The organism is Patulibacter medicamentivorans, from assembly GCF_000240225.1.
GTDB classification, from domain to species: domain Bacteria; phylum Actinomycetota; class Thermoleophilia; order Solirubrobacterales; family Solirubrobacteraceae; genus Patulibacter; species Patulibacter medicamentivorans.
On the sequence record NZ_AGUD01000106.1, the window covers coordinates 1 to 24,777 of the forward strand.

Consider the following 24,777-nt stretch of genomic DNA (forward strand, 5'->3'; position numbering starts at 1 on the left):
GAAGGAGCGGGGGGTGGCCGAGGTCTTCACCCCGGGCACGCCGACCTCGCGCATCATCGACTTCATCCGGGAGGGCGTCGCCACCCGCGAACGCGCCTGAACCCGGGTCGGGCGGCCGCTCGCGCCGCCCGCTCACTAGAACCTACCCGCGGTCGCAACCAACGCGACCGCCGACTGACTCGTCAGTCAACCGCGCTACACTGCCGAACGCCCGTTTGCCCCCGAAGGAGGCTCTCAAGTGACAAAGATCGTCGTCTTGGTGAAAGAGGTCCCGGACGCCGCCGTCCACAAGCAGGTCGACAGTTCGACCGGTCGCCTGGACCGCAGCGGCGAGAAGACCTTGAACCCGTTCGACACCCACGCGATCGAGGCCGCGCTGCAGCTCAAGGAGAGCGGCGCGCTGCCCGTCGACGAGGTCGTCGCGATCACCGTCGGTCCCGCCGGCGCGGAGAAGGCCCTGCACAAGGCCGTCTCGCTGGGTGCGGACCGCTCGATCCACCTCGCCGACGACGCGGTCGCCGGCTCCGACGTGGTCGCCACCGGCTACGCCCTGGCCGAGCTGGTGAAGCGGGAGAACCCCGACCTGGTCCTGCTGGGCCAGCAGTCCGATGACGGTCAGTCCTACGCCGTCGGCGCGGTCGTGGCCGAGAACCTCGGATGGCCGGGCCTGACCCAGGTCATCAAGCTCGACGTCTCGGGCACCGAGCTGACCTGCGAGCGCCAGGCCGAGTACGGCTACGACACCGTCAAGGTGACGCTGCCGGCCGTGATCTCGGTCGGCGACGCGATCAACGAGCCGCGCTACCCGTCGCTGAAGGCGATCATGGGCGCGAAGAAGAAGCCGCTGGAGAAGCTGACGGTCGCCGACGCCGGCATCGACGCCTCGAAGGTCGGCGCGGAGGGCTCGCAGGCCGTCTGGCAGTCCGCCAAGCAGCCGCCGGCGAAGTCCGCCGGCGAGATCATCGAGGACGACGACACGGCGGCCACCGTCGAGAAGATCGTCAACTGGCTCGACGAGAGGAAGCTGATCTGAGCATGAGCAACATCCTGGTCTACGCGCTCCACCACGAGGGCGCGATCAACAAGAACTCGCTCGGCGCCATCTCGACGGCGTCGAAGCTCGCCGCCGAGCTCGGCGGCGAGGTCCACGTCGCCCTGGTCGGCGAGGACATCAGCGACGACGTCGCGGGCTCGGTCGGCAAGTACGGCGCCGCCAAGGCGCTGCGCGTGAACGCCCCGGCGGGCGTCGCCCAGCCGGTCGTCGACGCGCTCGACACGATCGCCTCGGCCGGCGACTACGGCTACGCGATCTTCGGTGGCGGCCTGCTCGGCTTCGAGGCCGGCGCCGGCCTCGCCGCCCGTCGCGGCGGCGGCATCGCGGTCGAGATCACCGGCCTGCGGGTCGACGGCGGCCAGCTGGTCGCTGAGCGCCCGATCCTCGGCGACAGCTCGATCTCCGAGATCAAGTTCAAGGGCTTCGGCGTGGTCGTCGGCCGCCTCAACGCGTTCGAGGTCGTCGAGTCCGGCTCCCCGGTCGCGGTCGAGGACGTCGCCGTCAGCCTGTCGGACGCCTCGGGCAAGGTCTCGGTCGTCACGCGCGGCGAGCAGCGCGGCGCCGACGTCAACATCGAGGACGCCAACGTCCTGATCACCGGCGGTCGCGGTCTCGGCAAGCCCGAGAACTTCTCGCTCGCCGACGACCTGGCCAAGGCGTTCGGCGGCAACAGCGCCGTCGCCGCCACCCGTGCCGCGGTCGACGCCGGCTGGTACCCCTACGCCGGGCAGATCGGCCAGACGGGCAAGACCGTCGCGCCGAAGCTGTACCTCGGCCTGGGCGTGTCCGGCGCGATCCAGCACAAGGTCGGCATGCAGAGCGCCGAGAACATCGTCGCGATCAACAAGGACTCCAACGCGCCGATCTTCGAGTTCGCGGATCTCGGCGTCGTCGGCGACCTCCACACGATCACCCCGGCGCTGACCGAGGCGATCAAGGCGAAGAAGGGCTGAGGACCATGGCCGCCACTGCGAAGAACGGCGCGATCGCGCCCGCACAGTTCCCGCCCCCGGTCGACGCGGTGGCGGAGTTCGTCGCCGCGCCGGAGGCGGGCGAGGACGAGCGGATCGAGGTCGGCGTCGCCATCGTCGGTGGCGGCCCCGGTGGCCTCGCCGCGGCCAACCGGCTGCTGCAGCTGCTGGCCGAGGACCCCGAGCTGCTCGAGCAGCTCGGGGAGGTCCCCGTCGCGATCGTCGAGAAGGGCAAGGTCTGCGGCGCGCACAACCTGTCCGGCTCGGTGATGAAGCCGGGGCCCCTGAAGGAGCTGTTCCCGGACTTCGACCCGAAGGCCAACCCGGCCGTCTACACCGAGGTCGAGGACGACGCCGGCGTCTGGCTGCGCAACGACAAGAAGTCGCTGACGCTGAAGCCGACGCCCCCGAACTTCGCCAACAAGGGCAACTGGGTGATCTCGATCTCCCAGCTCTGCCGTTGGATGGCCGACCAGGCGGAGGAGGCCGGGGCCTACGTCCTGACCGAGACCGCCGCCCAGAAGCTGCTCGTCGACGGCGAGCAGGTCGTCGGCATCGTCACCGGCGACAAGGGCCGCGGCAAGGAGGGCGAGGAGCTCGGGACCTTCGAGCCCGGGATGGAGGTCCACGCCAAGGCGACCGTCCTCGCCGAGGGCAACTGGGGCCACCTGACCGGCACCGCCGTCAAGCGCTTCAACCTGGCCGAGGGCAAGCAGCCCCCGACCTGGGAGATCGGCGCCAAGGAGGTCTGGAAGGTCAAGAAGCCGTTCGGCAAGGTGGTCCACACCTTCGGCTGGCCGGCGAGCCCGCGCAAGAAGGACGCGATGGCCGGTGGCGGCTGGATCTACCCGATGGGGGAGGACCAGGTCTCGATCGGCTACGTCGTGCCGCTGCACACGCCGGACGCGACCGTCTCGGTCCACGACCTGCTGCAGACCTTCAAGTCGCACCCGTACGTCAAGGACGTGCTGGAGGGCGGCGAGCGCGTCGCCTGGGGCGCGAAGGCGATCCAGGCCGGCGGCCTGCTCTCGCAGCCGAAGCTGACGGTCCCCGGCGCGGTGATCGTCGGCGAGGGCGCGGGCATGGTCGACATGGCGCGCCTGAAGGGCGTCCACCTGGCGATCGCCGCCGGCAAGATCGCCGGCGAGCAGATCTACCAGCAGCTGAAGGCCGGCTCGAACGACTTCTCCGGCTACGAGCGGGCGATCGAGGACTCGCTCGTCGGCAAGACGCTGCGCGAGGTCCAGTCCAACCGCGGCCTGCTCGACTCCCACGGCCTGACCGTCGGAGCCGCGCTGTCGGGCCTCGACTTCGTGACCAAGGGCAAGCTGCCGCCCGGCAAGCCGACCCTGCACCTCGACAAGGAGGTCGCGGTCGCCGTCCCGGACAAGCCGATCAGCGACCTCTACCCGCAGCCGGACGGCAAGTACTACTTCGACAAGCTGAGCTCGGTGTTCATCACCGGCAACGCGACTCGCGACGACGCGCCGAACCACATCCGGATCGAGAAGCGCGTCCCGCGCCAGGTGGCCGAGGCGTGGAAGTGGATGTGCCCGGCCGGGGTCTACGAGATCGAGGACGACCAGCCCAAGGAGGGCTACGTCGACGTGACCGTCAACTACACCAACTGCGTGCAGTGCGGCGCGATCACCGCCCGCGGCGGGCGGCTGACCCCGCCCGAGGGCGGCGACGGCCCGGCCTACCAGGTCGTCTGACCGCCTCGCGGCCGGCTGGCCAGCCGGCCGCCGCGGCGCTCGCTGGACCGACGTTCGATCGACCCGAGGGGCGCGCAACTTGCGCGCCCCTCGCCGGTTGTTGAGGGGGAGCGCGGTCGGTCATCATCCGGTTGCCGCTCGTCCCCTCCGCATGCCCCCGGTTCGCTCGTCTCCCTCCGCCCGCTCGCGTCCGCTGCCGATCGTCGCCGGCGCGCTGGCGCTCGTCGGCGGCCTCGCGCCGCCGACCGCCGCCGTCGCGGACGGCACCAAGCCGCTGCCGGCCAAGACGGTGCGGATCGCCCGCAACGCCTGCACAACGTCGGCGACCGACGCGCAGGCGCGGGCCGCGACCTTCACCGTCACGATGCGGGCGCTCCGGCGTCCGGCGACCACGTTCGGCTTCTCGGTCCGCCTGCAGGAGCGCCCCGCCGTCGGCGGCCGATGGGCGACCCTCAAGGGCGCCCGCTCGCCCGCCGGGCTCGGCGTCTTCGAGGCGGCCCGCGCCGGCAGCACCCGGCTCGTCCGCAAGATCTCGGTGCAGGGGCTGCGCCCCGGCTTCCGCTACCGCCTGCTCGTGCGCTCCCGCTGGGTCGGCGGCGGCGAGGTCCGTGGCGGCGTCGACACCAGCCGCTCGTGCACGGTCGCGGACGTGCGGCCGGACGTCGGCATCGGCACGGCGCCGATCCTCTGGACCCCGGGCACCGCGGCCAACCAGGTGGTCTACCGGGTGCCGGTGACCGCGCTCGGGATCCCCGCTCTGGGCGATCGTGCGGTGACGCTCGAGATCCGCCAGGGCGACGTCGTCCTGACCAGCACGACCTACGCGCCGGCGCTGGCCGACGACGTCCTGCTGGTGGCCGGTCGCCGCTGCGCCGCCGACAGGCGGCTGCAGGTCGTGCTCGACCCCGAGGGCCTGATCGACGAGCGCGACGAGGCCAACAACGTCCGCAGCGTCCCCTGCCAGGCCGCCACCTGATCGCGATCGGCCGTCCGCGGCCCGTGGACACCTGACCGAGGCCGTCGGCGGACCCTTGATACCCTGCTTCGACGATGAAGACCGAGATCCATCCCGAGTACGCGCCCGTGGTCTTCCGCGATGTCTCTGCGGGCGTGACGTACCTGACCCGCTCGACGCTGAAGAGCAACAACACCATCGAGCTGGACGGCACGACCTACCCGGTGGTCGATGTCGAGATCTCGTCGGCCTCGCACCCGTTCTACACGGGCAAGCAGAAGATCGTCGACACCGCCGGTCGCGTCGAGCGCTTCCGCCGCCGCGCCGCCGCGGCCAAGAAGGCCGAGGCCGCGGGCTCCTAGCCCTCCCGGCCCCGGCGGAGGACGCTCGTGGCCACCAGCTCGTCCTCGCGGGCGCCGTTCGACCAGAACGCCGCCGCCGGACGGGCATCGGACACCTCCTACGCCGCGCAGCAGGACGCGCCCGTCGGCGGCCAGGCCGTCATCGAGGGCGTGATGATGCGCGGCGTCAAGACCTGGGCGGTGGCGGTCCGCAAGCCGCTGCCCGAGCAGCTGGTCGACGGCGCGATGCCCGCCGGCGTCGCGGCCGAGGGCGAGATCCAGGTCGAGACCTTCCCGTTCCGGTCGGTCCTCGCGCGGCGCAGGCTGCTGCGGACCCCGGTCCTGCGCGGCGTCGTGGCGCTGGTCGAGTCGCTGCGGATCGGCTTCCGCGCGCTGCGCCTGGCGGCCAACGCCCAGAGCGGCGAGGACGAGCCCGAGATCGGCGCCGGCAGCTGGATCATCGCCGTCCTCGGCGGGCTCGGGCTGGCCGTCGGCCTGTTCTTCCTGGCCCCGGTCGGCCTGACCAGCCTGATCAAGGACCAGCTCGGCTCGGGCTGGCTGTTCTGGATGGTCGAGGGCGTCGTCCGGACCGCGATCTTCATCGGCTACCTGGTCCTCGTCACGCGATTGGCCGACCTGCGGCGGGTCTTCGAGTACCACGGCGCCGAGCACAAGACGATCGCCTGCTACGAGGCCGGGCTGCCGCTGACGCCCGAGAACGCCGACCGCTTCAGCCGCCTGCACCCGCGCTGCGGAACCAGCTTCATGCTGATCGTGATGATCGTGGCGATCTTCGTCTTCGCCCCGGTCGGCCTGCCGGAGTGGTACTGGCTGTTCGCCACCCGGATCCTCGGGATCCCGCTGATCATCGGCCTCTCCTTCGAGGCGATCAAGTTTGCCGGCCGCCACCGCGGCAACCCGATCGTGGCCAGGCTGATGTGGCCCGGCCTGCAGCTGCAGCGCCTGACCACGAAGCCGCCGGACCACGACCAGCTGGCCGTCGCGATCGCGGCGCTGCAGGCGGTCCTCGACCGCGAGGACCCGCGGGCGGCGCGGGGGCGGGACCTGGTCGGCATCGAGGTGGCGGCCTAGCGGTGGCGTGAGGCGTCCGTGGACGCCTCACATCCACCCGTGCCGGGATGGCGCAGCGAGGTGGTGTCAGTTCGCCGCTGCCGGCCGAGGCGGTGTCATTTCGCGGCGCTGAGCGACGTCAGATGACGCCACCTGGTCGGCGCCCGGGCCAGATGACGCCACGGCGGGTGCCGACCCCGCTGCTCCGGGTCGCCTGACCCGCGGCCCCGAGCGACCGGCCCCCGAATACCATCGGTCGCTGTGATCGAAGCGCTCGTGGATCAGATCGAGGCCCGGTTCGCCGAGCTGGAGCGGCAGATCGTCGACCCCGAGGTGATCGGCGATCGGCATCGCTACGCCGAGGTCGGTCGCGAGTACCGCCGGATGCAGGACGCGGTCAAGCTGGCCAAGGCATGGCGCCACGCCACCGACGACGCGGCCGGCGCCCGCGAGCTGCTGGCCGAGGGCGAGGACCCCGAGGTCCGCGAGATGCTCGAGGCCGCCCGCGAGCAGATCGCCGAGGTGGAGGAGGAGATCCGCCTGGCGATGGTCGATCCGGACCCCTACGACGACCGCGACGTGATCGTCGAGATCCAGGGCGGCGCCGGCGGCGAGGAGGCCGGGCTCTGGGCCGGCGACGTCTACCGGATGCTCACCAAGTACGCCGAGCGCCGTGGCTTCAAGGCCGAGCCGCTGCAGGTCTCCGACGGCAAGTACACCTTCGCGATCAGCGGCGACGGCGCCTACTCGGTCTTCAAGTGGGAGGCCGGGACCCACCGCGTCCAGCGCGTGCCGGCGACCGAGTCGCAGGGCCGGATCCACACCTCGACCTGCACCGTCGCCGTGCTGCCCGAGGCCGAGGACGTCGACATCCACATCGACCAGAACGACCTCCAGATCGACGTCTACCGCTCGTCCGGCCCCGGCGGCCAGTCGGTCAACACCACCGACTCGGCGGTCCGGATCACGCACAAGCCGTCCGGCGTCGTGGTCTCGATGCAGGACGAGAAGTCGCAGCTGCAGAACCGCGAGAAGGCGCTGCGCGTGCTGCGCGCCCGGCTCTACGAGCACGCGGTCGCCGAGCAGCGCGCCGAGCAGGCGGCCGCTCGCAGCGCGCAGGTCGGCAGCGGCGACCGGGCCGAGAAGATCCGGACCTACAACTACGGCGAGCGACGGGTCACCGACCACCGGGTGAAGGTCACGCTCTACTCGCTCGAGGCGATCCTCGAGGGCGAGTTGGACGAGTTCACCGCCGCGCTCCAGGCCGACGAGAAGCGCCGGCTGCTGGAGCTGCAGGCCGCCGACGCCGGGGCCTGAGCGGCCGCGCGATGAGCGCCGGCGACGAGGGGCAGGCCGCGGGCGAGCGCGTCGGCGCCGCGGTCCGGCGGCTCGCCGCGCGGTTCGCCGCGGTCGGGATCGACAGCCCCCGACTCGACGCCGAGCTGCTGGTCGCGCACGCGATCGGCGCCGACCGGGCCCGGCTGTTCCTGTCGCCCGAGCGGCCGCTGAGCGACGACGAGGCGCTGGCGCTGGCCGAGCTGGAGCGCCGCCGCGCCGAGGCCCGCGAGCCGGTCGCCCATCTGCTCGGCGTGCGCGGGTTCCGCTACCTCGACCTGCAGGTCGACCGGCGGGTGCTGGTCCCGAGACCGGAGACCGAGCTGCTGGTCGAGGTCGGGCTCGCGCTGCCGGCCGGCGCGACGGTCGTCGACGTCGGCACCGGCAGTGGCGCGATCGCGCTGGCGCTGGCCGACGAGCGGCCCGACCTGCGGATCCACGCCAGCGACCGCTCGGCCGAGGCGCTGGCCGTCGCGGCGGCGAACGCGGCGCGGCTGGGCCTGACGATCGAGCTGCACCACGGCGACCTGCTGGCGGGAGCACCGACCGGCGGCGAGGACGCCGCGGGCGCGGCGGCGGGCTCGCCCGCGACGAACGCCGACGGCGAGCGGCTGCTGGCGGTCCTGTCGAACCCGCCCTACATCCCCGACGGCGACCGCGCCCGGCTGCCGCCCGAGGTCCGCGACCACGACCCGGCGGGTGCGCTGTTCGCGGGCGAGGACGGGCTCGACGTGATCCGCCGGCTGCTGCCCGCCGCGGTCGCCGCCGGAGCGGCGCTGACCGCGATCGAGGTCGGTGCCGGGCAGGCCCCGGCGGTCGCCGCGCTGGCCCGCGACGCCGGCTTCGCCGAGACCGAGATCCGCGACGACCTGGCCGGGATCGGCCGGGTGGTGGTGGCACGGACGGGCTCGGCGGACCCGAGCCCGCCGCTGCCGCTCGATCCCGCGACGGTCGCCCGCCTGACCGCGACGACCGCCGCCGGCGGGATCGCCTGCTTCCCGGCCGACACGGTCTACGGGCTCGCCGTCGACCCCGACGACCTCGACGCGGTGCGGCGGCTGGCCGACCTGAAGCGGCGCGATCCGGCGAAGCCGAACGCCGTGATGTGGTGGTCGGTCCAGGCGGCGCTGGCCGACCTCGGCCCGCTGCCGGGGGCGGTGGAGAAGGCGATCGAGGCGCTGCTGCCGGGGCCGGTCGGCCTGCTGGTGCCCAACCCGCGGCGGTGCTTCGCGCCCGCGACGGGCGGCGACCCGACCACGATCGGCGTCCGGGTGCCGCTGCTGGCGGCCGCGGTCGACGCGCCGCCGATCGCCCAGACCAGCGCCAACCTCGCCGGCGGACCGGACCCGGCGTCGCTCGACGCGGTGCCGGCCGCGATCCTCGACCGCTGCCGGCTGGTCGTCGACCGCGGGCCGCGTCCCGGCACGGCGTCGACGATCGTCGACCTGCGCGGCCTGGCCGACGGCGGCTCCTGGCGGATCGTCCGCGAGGGCGTGGTCCCGACGGCCGTCGTCGCCGAGCGGCTGGCCGGCGTCGGCTGAGCCCGGGGCCCGCCCGCGGCTCGCGTGGCGGATCGGATCCGCGACGGCGAGGCCGATCCGCCACGCGGCGACAGCCGCGGCCGGCCGGCCTTCCCGCCCTGCCGCGTCGTACGATCCCGCCATGCGGATCGTCGTCGCCTCGGACCACGCCGGCTTCGCGCTCAAGGAGCACGTCAAGGCCACGCTCGACGCCGGCGGCCACCAGGTCACCGACGTCGGCACGACCTCGGCCGAGTCGACCGACTACCCGTCGTACGCCGCCGCCGCCGCACGCGCGGTCGCCGCCGGCGAGGCCGAGCGGGCCGTCGTGGTCTGCGGCTCCGGCAACGGCGTGACGATCACCGCCAACAAGATCGACGGGATCCGCGCGGTCAACGCCCACGACGCCGAGGAGGCGTCGATGGCCCGCCTGCACAACGGGATCAACGTCCTCGGGCTCTCGCAGGCCCGGATCACGCCCGAGGCCGCCGGACCGATCGTCGAGGCATTCCTGGCCACCGGCTTCGAGGGCGGTCGCCACGAGCGCCGGATCGACGAGATCGCCGACGTCGAGCGCGGGGGACCGGGAACCCCGCCCGCCACCGCCTGACGCGCCCACGGCGAGGCGCCACCCGGGACGACCGGCGGGCGCGGGCCGCCGGCGGAGCGGTCGCGACCGGAGAAGCTGGCGGACCGGCCCGCCGCCTCGCTAGCATCGCTCCCGTCGCGACTGGCGCCAGAGGGTGGAACCGACCACCGGGGAGCGACACCGAGCACCGCCGCGCGCCTGGGCACCCGCCACCCACTCCCGAGGAGACGCCCGTGTCCGATCTGCCCGCCGACTTCTTCAACGCCCCGCTGTCCGCCGTCGACCCCGAGGTCGCCGACGCGATCGGCCGCGAGCTGGCTCGCCAGCAGGACACGCTGGAGATGATCGCCTCGGAGAACTTCGTCCCGCAGGCCGTGCTCGAGTGCCAGGGCAGCGTGCTGACGAACAAGTACGCCGAGGGCTACCCGGGCAAGCGCTACTACGGCGGCTGCGAGCACGTCGACGTGATCGAGCAGCTGGCGATCGACCGCGCCAAGGCGCTCTTCGGCGCCGACCACGCCAACGTCCAGCCGCACGCCGGCGCGCAGGCCAACAACGCCGTCTACCACGCGCTGTTGCAGCCGGGCGACCGGATCATGGGCCTGTCGCTGGCCCACGGCGGCCACCTCAGCCACGGGATGAAGCTCAACGTCTCGGGGCGGCTCTACGACATCGTCGCCTACGAGGTCGACAAGCAGAGCTCGCGGATCGACATGGACGAGGTCGCGCGGCTGGCCCGCGAGACGCGCCCGAAGATGATCGTCGCCGGCTGGTCGGCCTACCCCCGCCAGCTCGACTTCCCGCGCTTCCGCGAGATCGCCGACGAGGTCGGCGCGCTGCTGTTCGTCGACATGGCCCACTTCGCCGGGCTCGTCGCCGCCGGCCTGCACCCCTCGCCGGTGCCCTACGCCGACGTCGTCTCGACCACCGTCCACAAGACGCTCGGCGGCCCGCGGTCGGGGATCATCCTCTGCAAGGAGGAGCACGCGAAGAAGATCAACTCGGCGGTCTTCCCCGGCCAGCAGGGCGGCCCGCTGGAGCACGTGATCGCGGCCAAGGCCGTGGCGCTGAGGATCGCCGCCAGCGACGCGTTCAAGGAGCGCCAGCAGCGCACGATCGACGGCGCGCGCGTGATCGCCGAGCAGCTGCTCGCGGCCGGCAGCGGCATCAACGTCCTGACCGGCGGCACCGACGTCCACCTGGTGCTCGTCGACCTGCGCGAGACGGCGCTCGACGGCCAGCAGGCCGAGGACCGCCTGCACGAGGTCGGGATCACCGTCAACCGCAACGCGGTGCCGTTCGACCCGCGCCCGCCGATGGTCACCAGCGGCCTGCGGGTCGGGACCCCGGCGCTGGCCACCCGTGGCCTCGGGATCGACGACTTCCGCGACGTCGGCGGCGTGATCGGCGCCGCGCTGGCCGCCGACGAGGCCGGGTTCGCCGCGCAGCGCGACGCGCTCGCCGCCCGGGTCTCCGCGGTCGCCCAGCGGTTCCCGCTCTACGCCAACCTCGGCTGAGCGCGATCGGCGAGCGCCGCGGTCCGGCCGCGGCGCGCCGCCGAGCGGCCGGAGCCCCCTCTAGGCTCTACAGCCGATGACCTGGCGCGATCCCTTCGTGGCGCTGCTGGTCGCCTTCTCCGTGGCCGCGGCGGTGACGCCGCTGGTCGCGCGCCTGGCCCGGCTGGCCGGGGCCGTCGACCGGCCCCGCGGCCGCGGCGTGGCGCTGGGCGGCACGCCGCTGCTCGGCGGCCTGGCGATCGCCGCCGGGGTCGCCGTCGCGGTCCTGCTCAGCATCGGCGACCTGCCGTCCTCGCCGACCTGGGACGGGCGGGTCGACAACCTCCACCACATCCTGCTCGGCGGGCTGGCGATCACGGTCGTCGGGGTCCTCGACGACCGCTTCGACCTGCACCCGCTGGCCAAGCTGGCCGGCCAGGCCGCCGCCGCCTGGATCCCGGTCTCGCAGGGGGTCGAGGTCGGCAACATCACGCTGCCGTTCATCGGCGCCGTCGACTTCGGCAGCTTCGGGGTGCCGCTGACGATCCTCGGCTTCGTGGCGATCATGAACGTCGTCAACCTCTCCGACGGCGTCGACGGGCTGGCGGCCGGCGTCTGCGCGATCGCGGCGATCGCGCTCGGGATCGTCGCCTGGGACCTGCAGAAGGAGCACGCCAGCCTGCTGGCCGGGGCCACCTGCGGCGCCGCGCTCGGCTTCCTGGTCCACAACTTCCACCCGGCCCGGGTCTTCATGGGCGACACCGGCGCCAACCTGCTCGGCTTCCTGCTGGCGGCGGTCGCGGTCGAGGGGACGGTCAAGACCGGCGCGGTGCTGGCCCTGGTCGTGCCGCTGATGGTGCTCGCGGTGCCGTTCCTGGACACGACCTTCGTGGTGCTCAAGCGGCTGAAGGCGCGGCAGCCGATCTACGGCGCCGACCAGAACCACTTCCACCACCGCCTCAGCCGCCTGGGCTTCAGCCAGCGGCGGGTCGTGCTCTACCTGTACGCCTGGGCCGCAGCCCTCGCCGGGGTCGCGATCGCGCTGCGGTTCGTCCCCTACAACGACGACCGCGACCACTACGACCCGCTCTGGACCTCGGTGATCGTGGTGATCGTGCTGCTGGTCCTGGCCTTCAGCGTCTACCTGGTCTACCTGCTGGAGATCGTCAAGCTGCGCCGTCTCGACGCCCTCCGGCTGCGGCATCTGCGCCCGGACGTCAGCGAGCAGGACATCGACGACGACGTCACCCGGGCCCTCCAAACCGGCGAGATCGACGCGATCACCGGCGAGCACCTCGCGGTCGACGGGGCACCGCCCGGCCCTCCGACCGACGAGCAGCCGACGGTCGGCCCCCGCACCTGAGGCGGGCCGCTAGGCCTCGAGGATCGCGTCCGGCCGCCCGTAGATCGTCCGCAGCCAGGCGCCGGCGAGCGCCTCGACGATCCCGTCCATCGAGAACTCGGACTCGCGGGCGATCTGCTGGTAGAGGGTCCGCTCGACGCCCCAGACGAGCGCGAACGCCGTCGAGCGGGCTGGGAAGGCGGGCGCGTTGCCGGCCTCCTGCTCGCTCAGGATCCGGCGCTCGGTCGCGTCGATGAAGCGCCCGATCAGGGCCCGCCAGTGGTCTGAGACGTCGCGCTCGTAGGTCGAGACCTCGACGATCGCCCGCAGCAGCGACCCGTGCTGGAGGAAGATCTCGGCGATCTCGGCGATCGCGCTGCGCAGTACGTCGCTGCGGACGCCCTGACCGGAGAACCAGGCGTCGGCGGCGATGTAGAGCTGCTCGGCGACCGTGCTCGTCAACCGCTCGAGCACCTCGCGCTTGTCGCGGAAGTAGAAGTAGAACGCGGTCCGCGAGATCCCGGCCCGTCCGGCCAGCCGTTCGACGTTGAGGTCGGCGTAGGTCTCGCCCTCGCCGAGCAGGTCCTCCATCGCGCGGAGGACGTCCTCCTGGACCTGAGCACGCTTGCTCGTCGTCTCGGCGCGGCGTGGGGACGGTGGCACGCTGCGAGCGTATCGGCCGGGCGCGACGCGGCGGCGGTCGGCCGTCCGGGCAGCGCGCGCCGGACCACCGGTTAGGATGCTCAAGGTGCTCGACGAGCTGCTGCTGCTCGCCGGCGCCCTGCTCGTCGCGGGGCTGTCCGCCTCACTCTTCGCCGGACGCCTACGAGTACCCGCGCTCGTCGTCTTCCTGCTGCTGGGGATGCTCGCCGGGCCCGACGGCGCCGGCGTCGTCCACGAGCGCGACGCCGAGCTGATCCGCGACATCGGGCTCGTCTCGCTGGTCCTGATCCTCTTCGAGGGCGGCCTGGCGGCAGGCTTCAAGGAGATCCGGCCGGTGCTGGGGCCGGTGATCTCGATGGCGACCGCCGGCGTCCTGATCACGACCGCCGTGGTCGGCACCGTCACCTACCTCGCGCTCGACGTCTCGTTCGAGGAGGGGCTGCTGCTGGGCGCGATCGTCGCCTCGACCGACGGCGCGGCGATCTTCGCGCTGCTGCGCGGCTCGACCCTGCGCCGCCGGCTGGCCCGCACGCTCGAGGGCGAGGCGGGCATGAACGACCCGGTCACCGCGCTGCTCGTGATCGGGCTGGTCAACCTGCAGACCAAGGACGGCTACGGCGTCCTCGACATCGTCGGCACGATGGTCGGCGAGCTGGCGATCGACGCGGTCGTCGGGACGGTGATCGGCCTGCTCGCCGTCCAGGCGTTCCAGCGCGCGAAGCTCGCCAGCGAGGGGCTCTACCCGGTCGCGTCGCTGGCGACGGCGATCCTCGCCTACGCGGTCGCCACCAACCTGCACGGCTCGGGGCTGCTGTCGGCCTACATCGCCGGCCTGATCCTGGGCTCGTTCCCGATCCACGGCAAGCGCGCGATCACCGCCTTCCACGACGGGATCGCCTGGGTCGCGCAGCTGGGGATGTTCCTCGCGCTCGGCCTGCTCGTCTCGCCTCACGCGCTCGGCGAGGTCTGGGCCGAGGCGCTGGTGATCACGGCGGCGCTGCTGCTGCTCGGCCGGCCGCTGGCGGTGCTGGTGCTGCTCGGGCCGCAGGGCTTCGCCCGCAACGAGCGGCTGGCGCTCTCGTGGGCGGGGCTGCGCGGCGCGGTGCCGATCGTCTTCGCGACCTTCCCGGTGATCGCCGGCGTGCCGCGGGCGGGGGAGTTCCTCTCGATCGTCTTCTTCGTGGTGCTGCTGACGACCGTCCTGCAGGGCGTGACCTTCGAGGCGCTCGCGGCGCGGCTGAAGGTCACGACCACGCGGCCGGCGATCGACCACCCGCTGGTCGAGGTCTCGACGATCCGCCAGCTGGGGGCGGAGGTGGTCGAGGTCCGCGTCGGCGAGGGGGACGCGATGGTCGGCGCCCGGGTCAAGGAGCTGGACCTGCCGCGCGACGCGCTCGTCAGCGTGCTCGTCCGCGGCGACGAGGCGCTGCTGCCCCGCGGGTCGACGCGGCTGGAGACCGGCGACCGGCTGCACGTGCTGGCCCGCCGCGAGGTCGCCGGCCAGCTGCCCGACCTGGTCGAGCGCTGGCGGGCCGGCCCGGTCGGTCCCGCCATCCGCCCCGCCCGGCGCTACATCGCGATCGCGCCGATCTTCCGGACCGGCCCTTGGGACGCGCGCGACGGCGACCAGGGCGAGCCGGCGACCGTCGGCGGGATCGAGATCGTCGAGCGGCTGCGACTGCGGCGCGACCGGCCCGGGGCGCTGGTCGTGCTCGCCGACGGCCGCTACGCCGTCTCCGGCACCGTCGTCCTGGTCGGCTCCCGCCAGGCGGTCCAGCAGCAGGCCCGTCGCCGGCTCGACCGCGCCGGCGACGACGCCGAGGCGGGCTGGTGGCAGGAGGTCATCGGCGCCTGCGCGGCGTGAGCACGGGGCATTGGGGCCGCTGCCGCCTCGTGGGGGTGCTCGGGCGGGAGCGGAGCGGCTCGGCGGGGCGTTGGGGGCCGGCGGCGGCTGCGGGCGGTTCGGCCTTGGAGGGGTCGAGCGCGCCTCAGCCGTGAATGACCCGCTTGATCGTCGTCTCGGTCAGGGCAGTGGGGCGAGAAGGCGACATGACGTGCCAGGGACGCACGATCGTCGTCTCGGGTTCGGCGGGTCGATGAGACGACGATTCGCGGCCACCACCGGCCCAGGCGCCGCGCCAGCGACCCGCCGCTCAGCCGGCGGCCGCCGCCGGCAGGCCGTCCGGCTCGCGACCCGCTGGGGCGCCTCCGGAGCGCTCGTCGCCTCCGCCCTCGTCGTCGCCGGGGTCCCCGTCCGGCTCCGGCGTCAGGCGCCGCAGCAGCGGCGGGACCAGCAGCGTGGTCAGGATCGACATCCCGACCACGACGGTGAACTGGTCGCCGTCGATGACGCCGGCCGAGGCCCCGAGGCTGGCGACGATGATCCCGACCTCGCCGCGGGGGATCATCCCGACGCCGACGAACGCCGCCTCGCGCGGGCGCGGGCGCATCGTCAGGCGCGCGCCGAGCCAGGCGCCGGCGAACTTGGTCACGATCGCCAGCACGGTCACGGCCGCCAGCAGCGCCAGCACGTCGCCGTCGGCGAACGCCCCCGGATCGACCTGCAGGCCGATCGCGGCGAAGAAGAACGGCGGGAAGAACGCGTAGAGCGGGGCGATCTCCTCCTCGACGTCGTTGTGGTCCTTGGTCTCGGCGACCGCCATCCCGGCCAGGAACGCGCCGATGATCGCCGCCAGCCCGATCTCGGCCGCGATCGCGGCCAGGCCCAGGCAGAGCAGCACCGCCGGCATCAGCGGCGACTCGGCGAACCGCGGCCGCTCGAGCAGGTCGGGGACCCGCGCCAGCAGCTGCGTGCCGCCGAGCGCGACGAAGCCGAGGAAGGCCGTCGTCACCACCAGCACGACCGCGATCCCGCCGACGTCGACGCTGCCCTGCTCGGCGATCCCGGTCGCGACGGCCAGCAGCACCATCGCCAGGATGTCGTCGACGATCGCGGCCCCGAGGATCACGCGCGAGACCCGCCGGCTCAGCAGGCCCAGGTCGACGAGCACCGCCGACGTGATCCCGACCGACGTCGCGACCAGCGCCGCGCCGAGGAACATCGACGTCGCGGTGCCCTCGCCGAGCGCGGCTCCCAGCACGCTGCCGGCGGCGAACGGCAGCACGACCCCGAGCACGCCGACCGTGATCGCGCTGGTGCCGACCGCGCGCAGATCCGACAGCCGCGTCTCGAGCCCGACCCAGAAGAGCAGGAAGATCACGCCGAGCTCGGCGAAGACCTCGATCGTCCCCTGCGGGTGGACGAGCCCGAGGACCGATGGCCCGACGATCACGCCGGCCAGGATCTCGCCGATCAGGCTCGGCTGGCCGAGCCGCTTGAACAGCTCGTCGCCGATCTTCGCCGCCAGCAGCAGCACGAAGAGGTCGAGCAGGACCGCGGTCGTCGGCGAGGCGGCGGCGAGGGGGAGGGCAGGCAGCGACACGGGAACGGGGACCGATCCGCCCGGGGCGAGCTGCGACCGGGGGCGGCGGGAATGCGAACGCCGACGTCGTCGAAAGCGGCGCCGGCGGAGGACGAACGACCTTACGCGGCCGCCGTCGCGAGCGCGATCGAACATTCCGCCAACTCGGTTGGCGGATGCACGGGCGGCCAGCGGCAACGCGCCACGTTGGTGCCGTCGGGTACGAGCGCTTGCGACGGGTCGCACATGCGCTGGTGCCGGGGCGCACGATCCTCGGTCATCACTGGGGATCGGGACCCCTACCGCATGGCGTGCGCGCGCTCGGTCCGTTATCGTGGCGGCCGCCGCCGTGGACCCTGGTCACACAGGGTTCGCCGCATCGCCGCACCACGACGATGTCGACCTCTCCGTTCGCATTCGGTCCTCCGACCAACGATGAGCCCTTCCGGCCCACAGCCGAGCCCCGCGACAGCGGGGATGCTCGTCCTGTCCGGCCTGGTGCTCGGCGTGCTGCTGGGCGTGCTGGTCGGATCGCTGCTGGATGCGATGGGGCCCGCGCTCGTGGTCGGCGTGCTCGTCGGGCTGGTCGCCGGGGTGGCTGCGGTCGTCGTGCGCTTCCGGGATCTCTGAGCTGAAGCCTGCGATGCCCGTTCTGCGCTTCCTCGACGCCGTACTCGTGCTGTTGACCCTGCCGGTCGCGCTGCTGCTCGGCGCGCCCGCCGGCGGCTGCCTGATCGGCGCCGGCGTCTGGGTCGCCCAGCGCGGGATCGCCGAGGCGGTCGTCCGCAAGGCCCAGGCCTCCGACGACGTCCGGACTGCGGTCAAGCTCAACGTCGGGGCGCTGCTCGTCCGCGCCTGGCTCGTGACCCTGGGGGTCATCGCCGCCGGCGTCGGGATCGGCGACGATCACGGTGCAGCAGCCGCTCTCACCGTCTTGGCCGCCTTCACCGTCTACCTCGTCCTCTCGCTCCTCAGCCGCGCCGGCTCCGACCCGGCCGCCGGCGCGAAGCACACGCACCCCGGAGGGTCCGCGCACTCATGAGCACCCGCGCCAAGGTCTTCACCGGTCTTGCGATCTATGTCGTCCTGATCGTCGCGGTCGCGGTGATCTTCGGCTGGACCCGCGACGACAACAAGGCGTTCCAGCCCCAGAACGAGTTCAAGCTCGACGACTGGATCAGCCTCGGGGTCTTCTCGATCAACAAGGCCGTGATGTATGTCGTCATCGCGGGGGCGCTGACCGTCGGCACGATGGTCTGGATCGCCAACCGGATGCAGGCGCGCCCGAACCGCGTGCAGACGCTCGTCGAGCTGCTCTACTCGCTGATGCGGGACAACATCACGCGCGGGAACATGGACGACAAGATGGCCGCGAAGTGGTTCCCGTTCATCGGGACGATCTTCCTGTTCATCTGGTTCTCGAACATGATCGGCTACATCCCGCTGCCGACCAACACGCACGAGAAGTTCGACCTCTTCGGGATGCAGATCCCGAGCTTCGCCCTCTACGCGGCGACCGCGAACCTCTCGATCCCGCTCGTCCTGGCCCTGGTCGTGTGGATCTCCTACAACGTCGAGGGGATCCGCGCCAAGGGCGTCGTCGGCTACCTCAAGAGCCTGATCCCGCAGGGGGTCCATGGCCCGATGGCCGGCTTCATCTTCGTGCTGGAGTTCTTCTCCAACGTGATGCGACTGATGTCGCTCTCCGTGCGTCTCTTCGCCAACATCCTGGCGGGCCACCTGATCATCCTCTTCATGGGTGGTGCGCTGGTGGTCCTGCTGGGGATCGAGGCGCTCGGTGTCATCACCCTGCCGATGGGCGTCGTGCTCTTCCTCTTCGAGGTCGGGCTGGTCGCCACCCTGCAGGCATTCATCTTCGCCACCCTTACCGCCATCTACCTCGGCACCGCAGTCGCCGAGGAGCACTGAGAGACCCAGAAGGAGTCAACTCGTGGACCTCTCCATCATCACGCAGCTCGCTCAGGCCGATGTGGCCGGCGCAGGTTCTGACGCCGGCAAGGCGATCGCCCTCGGCCTCGGTGGCGGTCTTGGTGCCGCCGGCGCTGGCGTCGGCATCGGCTACATCTTCGGCAAGATGATCGAGTCCGTCGCCCGCCAGCCGGAGCTCCGCAACGAGCTCACCGGCATCCAGTGGCTCGGATTCGCGCTGACCGAGGCGTGCGTGTTCTACGGCCTCGTGGCCGGCCTGCTCGCGTTCTTCCTGTAGGGAATGACCGCGTCCGTGACCACCCCGACCGTCTGAGGAGCCGATGAGCGTCATCGCCACCATCCCGACGATCCTTGCGTCCGCCGACAGCGGCAGCGAGGACTCGGGGGGAAGCTTCCTCGTCCAGCCGGGCATCGGCCTGATGGTGTGGACCCTCCTGGTCTTCGCTATCGCGATGTTCCTGCTGGGCAAGTTCGCCTTCCCGAAGATCGCCGAGGCGCTCGACGAGCGCCAGCGCAAGATCACCGAGTCGATCGACGCCGCCGAGCGTGGTCGCAAGGAGGCCGAGGAGCTGGCCGCGGAGTACCGCGAGCAGCTGCAGAAGGCCCGTGCCGAGAGCGAGGAGATCATCTCCCGCGCGCGGCGCTCCGCCGACCTGCACGAGTCCGAGTCCAAGGACGCGGCCAAGAAGCAGCGCGAGGAGATCCTCGACCAGGCCAAGCGCGACAGCGAGGCGGAGGCCCGTCGGGTCGTCGGCGAGCTGCGCAGCGACGTCGCTTCGCTGATCGTCGACGCGACCGCCAAGGTCACGCGCAAGACCCTGACCGCCGACGAGCAGAACCGCCTGCTCGACGACGCGCTGGGCGAGATCGACTTCTCGAAGCTCTCCACCGAGGGCGGCAGGTAGTCCGATGGAGGAGATCGCCCGCGTCTACGCCCGCTCGCTGTTCGAGGTCGCCCGTGAGAAGGGCAACCTCGACGCGGTCGCCGAGCAGCTCGGCCAGATCGACGACGCGTTCACCGAGTCGCGCGACCTGCGTGTGTTCTTCTTCTCGCCGTACTTCGGTACGAAGGAGAAGCGCGAGGCGCTGGGCAAGGTGATCACGGACGCCGAGCCGATCGTCGTCAACCTGCTCGACGTCCTCGTCGAGAACCACCGGCTGCCCGCGCTCTCGCGGCTGCGGCGCTCGTTCGACGCGCTCTGGCGCGAGGAGCGCAAGCTGCTGCCGGTGCAGATCACCAGCGCCGTGTCGCTCGACGCGGCCGCCGCCCAGCGGATCGGCGACGAGATCGGTCGCCGTACCGGGCGCACGATCGAGCTGACCACCGCGGTCGATCCCGACCTCGTGGGCGGCCTGACGTTGCGCGTCGGCAACCAGATCCTCGACGCCTCCATCCGCAACCGCCTCGAGTCGCTCCGCCGCCAGGTCGCGGCCGGCTGAGCGCCCGCCGCGCCCGAACTTCCGAAGCTCTTTCCAAGGACCGCAAGCTCCATGCAGATCAAGCCCGACGAGATCACCAGCATCCTCCGAAGCCGCATCGAGGGCCTCGACGCCGGCAAGGCCGAGCTGAACGAGGTCGGCACGGTGCTGTCGGTGTCCGACGGCATCGCGCGCATCCACGGCCTCGACAACGCCGTGTCGTTCGAGCAGCTCGAGCTGCCGCACGGCGTCACCGGCCTGGCCCTGAACCTCGACGCCGACAACGTCGGCGCCGTGCTGTTCGGCGACTGGGAGAAGATCGTCGAGGGCGACACGGTCAAGCGGACCGGCACGCAGCTCGAGATCCCCGTCGGCGACGCGCTCCTGGGCCGGATCGTCAGCCCGCTCGGCGTGCCGCTCGACGGCAAGGGCCCGATCGAGACGACCGAGACCCGTCCGCTCGAGGTCAAGGCGCCGGGCATCATCGAGCGCCAGCCGGTCGAGGAGCCGCTGCAGACCGGCATCAAGGCGATCGACGCCATGATCCCGATCGGCCGCGGCCAGCGCGAGCTGATCATCGGCGACCGCCAGACCGGCAAGACGTCGATCGCGGTCGACGCGATCATCAACAACAAGGACGCCGGCGTCATCAGCGTCTACGTCGCGATCGGCCAGCGGATGGCGACGGTCGTCAACCTGGCCCAGGTGCTGGCCGAGAACGGCGCCCTGGACTCGGCGATCATCGTCGCGGCCGGCGCCGACGAGGCCGCTCCGATCAAGTACATCGCCCCGTACGCCGGTGCCGCGATGGCGGAGCACTTCGTCTACAACGGCGGCCACACGCTGGCGGTCTACGACGACCTCACCAAGCACGCCTTCGCCTACCGCCAGATGTCGCTGCTGCTGCGCCGCCCGCCGGGCCGCGAGGCGTACCCGGGCGACGTCTTCTACCTGCACTCGCGCCTGCTCGAGCGCGCGGTCAAGCTGTCGGACGCCCTCGGCGGCGGTTCGATGACGGCGCTGCCGATCATCGAGACGCAGGCCGGCGACGTGTCGGCCTACATCCCGACGAACGTCATCTCGATCACCGACGGCCAGATCTTCCTCGAGCCGAAGCTGTTCTACTCGGGCGTCCGCCCGGCGATCAACGTCGGCATCTCGGTCTCCCGCGTCGGCAGCTCGGCGCAGGTCAAGCCGATGAAGAAGGTCGCCGGCCGGATCAAGACCGAGCTGTCGCAGTTCCGCGACCTCGAGGCGTTCGCCCAGTTCGGCTCCGACCTCGACGCCGACACCCGCCGCACGCTGGCCCGCGGTGAGCGCCTGGTCAAGACGCTCAACCAGGGCGAGCGCTCGCCGGTCCCGGTCGAGGACCAGGTCATCCAGATCTACGCCGCCACCAACGGCTACGTCGACCGGATCTCGGCCGACCGGGTCGAGGAGTTCCACCTCCGCCTGACCGAGACCGCCCACAGCGAGATCCCGCAGCTGCGGGAGAAGATCCGCGGCGGCGACTGGTCGGACGAGACGGTCGCCGGCGTCAAGGCGTTCGTCGCCAAGTTCGCCGAGGAGGACTTCGGCTACGACCTCGACGAGGACGGCGAGCCGCTCCAGCAGGCCGTCACGGCCTGAGCCCCGAGCTCGTCTGACTGCTCATGGCACAGCGCGACGTCAAGAACCGGATCGGTTCGGTCCAGAACATCCGCAAGATCACCCGCGCGATGGAGATGGTCTCCGCCGCGCGGCTGCGCAAGGCGGAGGAGCGCGCCGCGTCGCTGCGGCCGTACGCCGATGCGCTGCGCAAGATGACCCGCCAGGCGGCCCAGGCCGCCGGTAGCGGCGAGCTCCAGGCCCAGCCGGTCCTCCAGACGCACGAGCAGGAGCAGACCGTCGGCCTGCTCCTGGTCACCGCCGACCGCGGCCTCGCGGGCGCCTTCAACTCGCAGATCCTGCGGGCCGGGCTCCAGCGCGCGGCCGAGCTCGAGGCCGACGGCAAGTCGGTTCGCTGGTACGCGACCGGCCGCCGCGGCCTGTCGTCGCTGACCTTCCGCAACTACGAGGTCGCGGCGTCGTACACCGGCTTCACGGACGCGCCGAACGCGACCCACGCTCACGAGATCGCGGAGGAGCTGGTCGGGGCGTTCGTCGACCAGCAGATCGACCGCGTCGAGATCATCTTCAACCACTACGTCTCGCCCCTCGTCCAGGAGGTCAGCCGCCAGACGCTGCTGCCGCTGAGCAAGGCCGAGGTCGAGGTCGAAGGCGATCCGGCGGCGGACGCGGCTCCCGAGGCGACCGCGGGCCCGAAGGCCCTGGTCGAGTACGAGCCCGATCCGGCCGAGATCCTGGCCCAGCTGGTCCCGGAGTTCGTCGAGGTCTCGCTGCTGCGCGCCCTGCTGGAGTCCGCGGCGTCCGAGCACGGCGCCCGCATGACCGCCATGCGCAGCGCCTCCGACAACGCCGGAGAGGTGATCGACAACCTGACGCTGGCGATGAACCGCGCCCGTCAGGCCGAGATCACGCAGGAGATCATGGAAGTCGTTGCGGGTGCGGAGGCATTGAACTGATGTCGACCGCCCGCATCCCGTCCTTCGCCGCGGCCGGCGCTGCCACCCGCCGCCGCCCCGAGAACCGCAAGAAGAGGAACTGATGGAAGCCGCAACCGCCACCAACACGGGCCGGATCGAGTCGATCCAGGGCGTCGTCGTCGAGGCCGCGTTCCCCAGTGGCCACCTGCCCGCGATCAACAACGCGATCGAGACGACGCTGCCGGACGGCGCGCGTCTCGTGCTCGAGGTCCAGCAGCACCTCGGTGACGATCGCGTCCGCGCGGTCGCCATGGACTCGACCGACGGGCTCGCCCGCGGCATCGAGGTCCGCGACCTCGGCGGCCCGATCAGCGTCCCGGTCGGCGAGATCACGCTCGGCCGCATCTTCAACGTCCTCGGCGAGACGATCGACGGCAAGGACCAGATCGCGACCGACGCCGAGCGCTGGGGCATCCACCGCCCGGCGCCGAAGGTCGAGGACCTGACCCCGACGACCGAGATGTTCGAGACGGGCATCAAGGTCATCGACCTGCTCGCCCCGTACTCCAAGGGCGGCAAGGTCGGCCTGTTCGGCGGCGCCGGCGTCGGCAAGACCGTCCTGATCCAGGAGCTGATCAACAACCTGGCCAAGGAGCACGGCGGCCTGTCCGCGTTCTGCGGCGTCGGCGAGCGCTCCCGCGAGGGCACCGACCTGTACCTGGAGATGCAGGAGTCGGGCGTCATCGACAAGACGATGCTCGTCTTCGGCCAGATGAACGAGCCCCCCGGAGCCCGCATGCGCGTGGCGCTGACGGGCCTCACGATGGCCGAGTACTTCCGTGAGCAGGGCGGCCAGGACGTGCTGCTCTTCGTCGACAACATCTTCCGCTTCGTCCAGGCCGGCTCCGAGGTCTCGGCGCTGCTGGGCCGGATGCCGTCGCAGGTCGGCTACCAGCCGACGCTCGAGTCGGAGATGGGCCAGCTGCAGGAGCGGATCACGTCGACCCGCCAGGGCTCGGTGACCTCCGTCCAGGCGATCTACGTCCCGGCCGACGACCTCACCGACCCCGCCCCGGCGTCGGTGTTCTCCCACCTGAACGCGCAGACGGTGCTGTCGCGCGCGATCTCGGAGAAGGGCATCTACCCGGCCGTCGACCCGCTCGACTCGACCTCGACGATCCTCAAGCCCGAGGTCGTCGGTCAGGAGCACTACGACGTCGCCAACCGGGTCAAGGAGATCCTGCAGCGCTACAAGGAGCTGCAGGACATCATCGCGATCCTCGGCATCGACGAGCTCTCCGAGGAGGACAAGATCACCGTGCAGCGCGCGCGGAAGGTCGAGCGCTTCCTGTCGCAGCCGTTCCACGTCGCGACCCAGTTCACCGGCCTCGACGGCGCCTACGTGCCGATCGCCGAGACGGTCCGCTCCTTCAAGGAGCTGATCGAGGGTCAGCACGACGACCTGCCCGAGTCGGCGTTCCTGCTCAAGGGCTCGATCGACGACGTCGTCGCCGCCGCCAAGAAGGCCTGATCGCCGTGGCCCACACCCCGTTCCGCGTCGATGTCCTGACCCCGACGGGCGAGCTGTTCGGCGGCGAGGTCGAGCAGGTCTCGACCCGTACGGTGGCGGGCGAGATCGGCATCCTCGCGGGCCACGCGCCCCTGCTCGGCCGGCTCGAGCCGGCCGAGCTCAAGCTCCACGTCAGCGACGGCGACGTCAAGCGCTACGTCCAGATCGGCGGCTACGTCCAGGTCGCCCAGGAGGGCAACGTCCTGCTGCTGGTCGACGAGGCGTTCCCGGTCGAGGAGTACTCGGTCGAGGACGCCAAGCAGCGCCAGGAGAAGGCCGCGACGCGGCTCGCCGCCTGCGACGAGGGCACCGAGGCCCACCGCCTGGCCCTCGCCGCCAAGCAGCGCGCCGACGCGCTGGTGCGGCTGGCCGACCGCCTGTAGGGCCACGGCCCTCCTGGAACGCGAAAGGGCCCCGATCCGGGGCCCTTTTCCGTTCCCGCCCTACCGAGGGTGGATGCGAGGTGGACGTAGACCGAGGAGGTCGGTGCGCGGCACGCCGCCCCGAAGTGGATGCGAGGTACACATAGACCAAGCGGGTCGGGTCGGGCGATGCGAGAGCGTACTCGGTACTGCCGAGCCTCGCCCGGCCCGAGATACGCCGGTATACGTGTGCCTCGCGCCGCTTCTAGAAGCCGCCGTTGTGGTTGTAGACCATGATCAGCACCATCGCGACCAGCGAGACGATGGTCGTGAGGCTGAAGGCCACCACGGTGGTGGTGACGGTGACGGTCTCGTGCTGATCCTGGTGGTCGTCGCTCATGCGGCGGGGTCCTCGGTCGGGTGCTGGTGCTGCCGGTCGCGATCTTCGCACGGCGAGCGGCGCGGTGCCATGCTGGC

Annotated in this window: 25 protein-coding genes and 1 riboswitch; of the genes, 22 read left to right on the top strand and 3 right to left on the bottom strand. The window is 72.0% G+C overall.

All coding sequences use genetic code 11. The features are described from left to right. Positions 1 to 238: 238 nt before the first annotated feature. The 11 genes from PAI11_RS08835 to PAI11_RS08885 all read left to right on the top strand — a co-directional run bounded on the left by PAI11_RS08835 (position 239) and on the right by PAI11_RS08885 (position 12,410). Positions 239 to 1,033: an electron transfer flavoprotein subunit beta/FixA family protein gene (locus tag PAI11_RS08835; RefSeq protein WP_007573275.1), complete on the top strand. Its 795-nt coding sequence runs from the start codon at positions 239 to 241 to the stop codon at positions 1,031 to 1,033. Positions 1,034 to 1,035: 2 nt separating this feature from the next. Next, positions 1,036 to 2,007: an electron transfer flavoprotein subunit alpha/FixB family protein gene (locus tag PAI11_RS08840; RefSeq protein WP_007573276.1), complete on the top strand. Its 972-nt coding sequence runs from the start codon at positions 1,036 to 1,038 to the stop codon at positions 2,005 to 2,007. Between the two features lie 5 nt (positions 2,008 to 2,012). After that, on the top strand, positions 2,013 to 3,740 hold the full coding sequence (locus PAI11_RS08845; RefSeq protein WP_007573277.1) for an electron transfer flavoprotein-ubiquinone oxidoreductase: 1,728 nt from the start codon (positions 2,013 to 2,015) through the stop codon (positions 3,738 to 3,740). Between the two features lie 151 nt (positions 3,741 to 3,891). Beyond that, the gene (locus PAI11_RS08850) at positions 3,892 to 4,716 is read left to right on the top strand and encodes a hypothetical protein (RefSeq protein ID WP_007573279.1); all 825 of its coding nucleotides are present in this window, start codon (positions 3,892 to 3,894) and stop codon (positions 4,714 to 4,716) included. A gap of 74 nt (positions 4,717 to 4,790) precedes the next feature. Further along, positions 4,791 to 5,057 carry a type B 50S ribosomal protein L31 gene (locus PAI11_RS08855; RefSeq protein WP_007573281.1) on the top strand — a complete coding sequence of 89 codons (267 nt, stop codon included), beginning with the start codon at positions 4,791 to 4,793 and terminating at the stop codon, positions 5,055 to 5,057. A gap of 27 nt (positions 5,058 to 5,084) precedes the next feature. After that, the gene (locus PAI11_RS08860; RefSeq protein WP_007573283.1) at positions 5,085 to 6,128 is read left to right on the top strand and encodes a DUF1385 domain-containing protein; all 1,044 of its coding nucleotides are present in this window, start codon (positions 5,085 to 5,087) and stop codon (positions 6,126 to 6,128) included. 240 nt (positions 6,129 to 6,368) lie between these two features. Continuing rightward, positions 6,369 to 7,424 (top strand): peptide chain release factor 1, encoded by a 1,056-nt coding sequence (gene prfA / locus PAI11_RS08865; protein ID WP_007573285.1) that lies wholly within the window; start codon positions 6,369 to 6,371, stop codon positions 7,422 to 7,424. 11 nt (positions 7,425 to 7,435) lie between these two features. Then, a complete protein-coding gene (prmC, locus tag PAI11_RS26995; protein ID WP_007573287.1) occupies positions 7,436 to 8,983 on the top strand; it encodes a peptide chain release factor N(5)-glutamine methyltransferase in 1,548 nt (515 codons plus the stop codon). A 121-nt stretch (positions 8,984 to 9,104) separates the two neighbouring features. Then, on the top strand, positions 9,105 to 9,572 hold the full coding sequence (gene rpiB, locus PAI11_RS08875) for a ribose 5-phosphate isomerase B (protein ID WP_007573289.1): 468 nt from the start codon (positions 9,105 to 9,107) through the stop codon (positions 9,570 to 9,572). 106 nt (positions 9,573 to 9,678) lie between these two features. Next, positions 9,679 to 9,762, top strand: a riboswitch (ZMP/ZTP riboswitch). A 22-nt stretch (positions 9,763 to 9,784) separates the two neighbouring features. Further along, positions 9,785 to 11,068 (top strand): serine hydroxymethyltransferase, encoded by a 1,284-nt coding sequence (gene glyA / locus PAI11_RS08880; protein WP_007573291.1) that lies wholly within the window; start codon positions 9,785 to 9,787, stop codon positions 11,066 to 11,068. Between the two features lie 76 nt (positions 11,069 to 11,144). Beyond that, entirely contained in the window at positions 11,145 to 12,410 is a 1,266-nt protein-coding gene (locus PAI11_RS08885) for an MraY family glycosyltransferase (protein WP_007573293.1), read from the top strand. Between the two features lie 9 nt (positions 12,411 to 12,419). Here the strand turns inward: PAI11_RS08885 and PAI11_RS08890 are convergent, their stop codons facing one another. After that, the gene (locus PAI11_RS08890; protein WP_007573295.1) at positions 12,420 to 13,052 is read right to left on the bottom strand and encodes a TetR/AcrR family transcriptional regulator; all 633 of its coding nucleotides are present in this window, start codon (positions 13,050 to 13,052) and stop codon (positions 12,420 to 12,422) included. A gap of 76 nt (positions 13,053 to 13,128) precedes the next feature. Here PAI11_RS08890 and PAI11_RS08895 point away from each other — a divergent pair, with 76 nt between their 5' ends. Further along, positions 13,129 to 14,916: a potassium/proton antiporter gene (locus PAI11_RS08895; RefSeq protein WP_040599410.1), complete on the top strand. Its 1,788-nt coding sequence runs from the start codon at positions 13,129 to 13,131 to the stop codon at positions 14,914 to 14,916. Positions 14,917 to 15,205: 289 nt separating this feature from the next. On the opposite strand, the gene PAI11_RS08900 is transcribed toward PAI11_RS08895, so the two are convergent. Beyond that, entirely contained in the window at positions 15,206 to 16,495 is a 1,290-nt protein-coding gene (locus tag PAI11_RS08900) for a cation:proton antiporter (RefSeq protein WP_007573299.1), read from the bottom strand. A 414-nt stretch (positions 16,496 to 16,909) separates the two neighbouring features. Here PAI11_RS08900 and PAI11_RS26250 point away from each other — a divergent pair, with 414 nt between their 5' ends. The 10 genes from PAI11_RS26250 to atpC all read left to right on the top strand — a co-directional run bounded on the left by PAI11_RS26250 (position 16,910) and on the right by atpC (position 24,321). Then, complete coding sequence (locus PAI11_RS26250) at positions 16,910 to 17,104, top strand: hypothetical protein (RefSeq protein WP_138974188.1); 195 nt, start codon at positions 16,910 to 16,912, stop codon at positions 17,102 to 17,104. Positions 17,105 to 17,117: 13 nt separating this feature from the next. After that, the gene (locus tag PAI11_RS08905) at positions 17,118 to 17,516 is read left to right on the top strand and encodes a hypothetical protein (RefSeq protein ID WP_040599412.1); all 399 of its coding nucleotides are present in this window, start codon (positions 17,118 to 17,120) and stop codon (positions 17,514 to 17,516) included. Next, entirely contained in the window at positions 17,513 to 18,403 is an 891-nt protein-coding gene (gene atpB / locus PAI11_RS08910; protein ID WP_007573306.1) for a F0F1 ATP synthase subunit A, read from the top strand. The genes PAI11_RS08905 and atpB overlap by 4 nt, the downstream gene beginning before the upstream one ends. Before the next feature lie 22 nt (positions 18,404 to 18,425). Then, a complete protein-coding gene (gene atpE / locus PAI11_RS08915) occupies positions 18,426 to 18,701 on the top strand; it encodes an ATP synthase F0 subunit C (protein WP_007573308.1) in 276 nt (91 codons plus the stop codon). A gap of 43 nt (positions 18,702 to 18,744) precedes the next feature. Beyond that, complete coding sequence (atpF, locus tag PAI11_RS08920; protein WP_007573310.1) at positions 18,745 to 19,329, top strand: F0F1 ATP synthase subunit B; 585 nt, start codon at positions 18,745 to 18,747, stop codon at positions 19,327 to 19,329. Positions 19,330 to 19,333: 4 nt separating this feature from the next. Further along, positions 19,334 to 19,864, top strand: a complete 531-nt coding sequence (gene atpH / locus PAI11_RS08925) for an ATP synthase F1 subunit delta (protein ID WP_007573312.1) — start codon at positions 19,334 to 19,336, stop codon at positions 19,862 to 19,864. Positions 19,865 to 19,915: 51 nt separating this feature from the next. Beyond that, positions 19,916 to 21,472, top strand: coding sequence for a F0F1 ATP synthase subunit alpha (atpA, locus tag PAI11_RS08930; protein WP_007573314.1), 1,557 nt, complete (start codon positions 19,916 to 19,918; stop codon positions 21,470 to 21,472). Positions 21,473 to 21,495: 23 nt separating this feature from the next. Beyond that, a complete protein-coding gene (gene atpG / locus PAI11_RS08935) occupies positions 21,496 to 22,407 on the top strand; it encodes an ATP synthase F1 subunit gamma (RefSeq protein ID WP_007573316.1) in 912 nt (303 codons plus the stop codon). Between the two features lie 82 nt (positions 22,408 to 22,489). Continuing rightward, positions 22,490 to 23,899, top strand: coding sequence for a F0F1 ATP synthase subunit beta (gene atpD, locus PAI11_RS08940; RefSeq protein WP_040599413.1), 1,410 nt, complete (start codon positions 22,490 to 22,492; stop codon positions 23,897 to 23,899). Positions 23,900 to 23,904: 5 nt separating this feature from the next. Continuing rightward, a complete protein-coding gene (gene atpC / locus PAI11_RS08945; RefSeq protein ID WP_007573319.1) occupies positions 23,905 to 24,321 on the top strand; it encodes an ATP synthase F1 subunit epsilon in 417 nt (138 codons plus the stop codon). Positions 24,322 to 24,565: 244 nt separating this feature from the next. Here atpC and PAI11_RS28295 read toward each other — a convergent pair whose 3' ends face one another. Beyond that, positions 24,566 to 24,700, bottom strand: coding sequence for a hypothetical protein (locus PAI11_RS28295; RefSeq protein WP_007573321.1), 135 nt, complete (start codon positions 24,698 to 24,700; stop codon positions 24,566 to 24,568). Positions 24,701 to 24,777: the final 77 nt, after the last annotated feature.

Bases quoted from the DNA above. Each gene is read 5' to 3' on its own strand.
- atpA (WP_007573314.1), top strand. From the start codon at position 19,916: ATGCAGATCAAGCCCGACGAGATCACCAGCATCCTCCGAAGCCGCATC.
- prmC (WP_007573287.1), top strand. From the start codon at position 7,436: ATGAGCGCCGGCGACGAGGGGCAGGCCGCGGGCGAGCGCGTCGGCGCC.
- rpiB (WP_007573289.1), top strand. From the start codon at position 9,105: ATGCGGATCGTCGTCGCCTCGGACCACGCCGGCTTCGCGCTCAAGGAG.
- PAI11_RS26250 (WP_138974188.1), top strand. From the start codon at position 16,910: ATGAGCCCTTCCGGCCCACAGCCGAGCCCCGCGACAGCGGGGATGCTC.
- PAI11_RS08845 (WP_007573277.1), top strand. From the start codon at position 2,013: ATGGCCGCCACTGCGAAGAACGGCGCGATCGCGCCCGCACAGTTCCCG.
- PAI11_RS28295 (WP_007573321.1), bottom strand. From the start codon at position 24,700: ATGAGCGACGACCACCAGGATCAGCACGAGACCGTCACCGTCACCACC.
- PAI11_RS08840 (WP_007573276.1), top strand. From the start codon at position 1,036: ATGAGCAACATCCTGGTCTACGCGCTCCACCACGAGGGCGCGATCAAC.
- atpH (WP_007573312.1), top strand. From the start codon at position 19,334: ATGGAGGAGATCGCCCGCGTCTACGCCCGCTCGCTGTTCGAGGTCGCC.
- PAI11_RS08895 (WP_040599410.1), top strand. From the start codon at position 13,129: ATGCTCAAGGTGCTCGACGAGCTGCTGCTGCTCGCCGGCGCCCTGCTC.
- atpB (WP_007573306.1), top strand. From the start codon at position 17,513: ATGAGCACCCGCGCCAAGGTCTTCACCGGTCTTGCGATCTATGTCGTC.
- atpF (WP_007573310.1), top strand. From the start codon at position 18,745: ATGAGCGTCATCGCCACCATCCCGACGATCCTTGCGTCCGCCGACAGC.
- PAI11_RS08855 (WP_007573281.1), top strand. From the start codon at position 4,791: ATGAAGACCGAGATCCATCCCGAGTACGCGCCCGTGGTCTTCCGCGAT.
- PAI11_RS08905 (WP_040599412.1), top strand. From the start codon at position 17,118: ATGCCCGTTCTGCGCTTCCTCGACGCCGTACTCGTGCTGTTGACCCTG.
- PAI11_RS08885 (WP_007573293.1), top strand. From the start codon at position 11,145: ATGACCTGGCGCGATCCCTTCGTGGCGCTGCTGGTCGCCTTCTCCGTG.
- atpD (WP_040599413.1), top strand. From the start codon at position 22,490: ATGGAAGCCGCAACCGCCACCAACACGGGCCGGATCGAGTCGATCCAG.
- PAI11_RS08850 (WP_007573279.1), top strand. From the start codon at position 3,892: ATGCCCCCGGTTCGCTCGTCTCCCTCCGCCCGCTCGCGTCCGCTGCCG.
- atpG (WP_007573316.1), top strand. From the start codon at position 21,496: ATGGCACAGCGCGACGTCAAGAACCGGATCGGTTCGGTCCAGAACATC.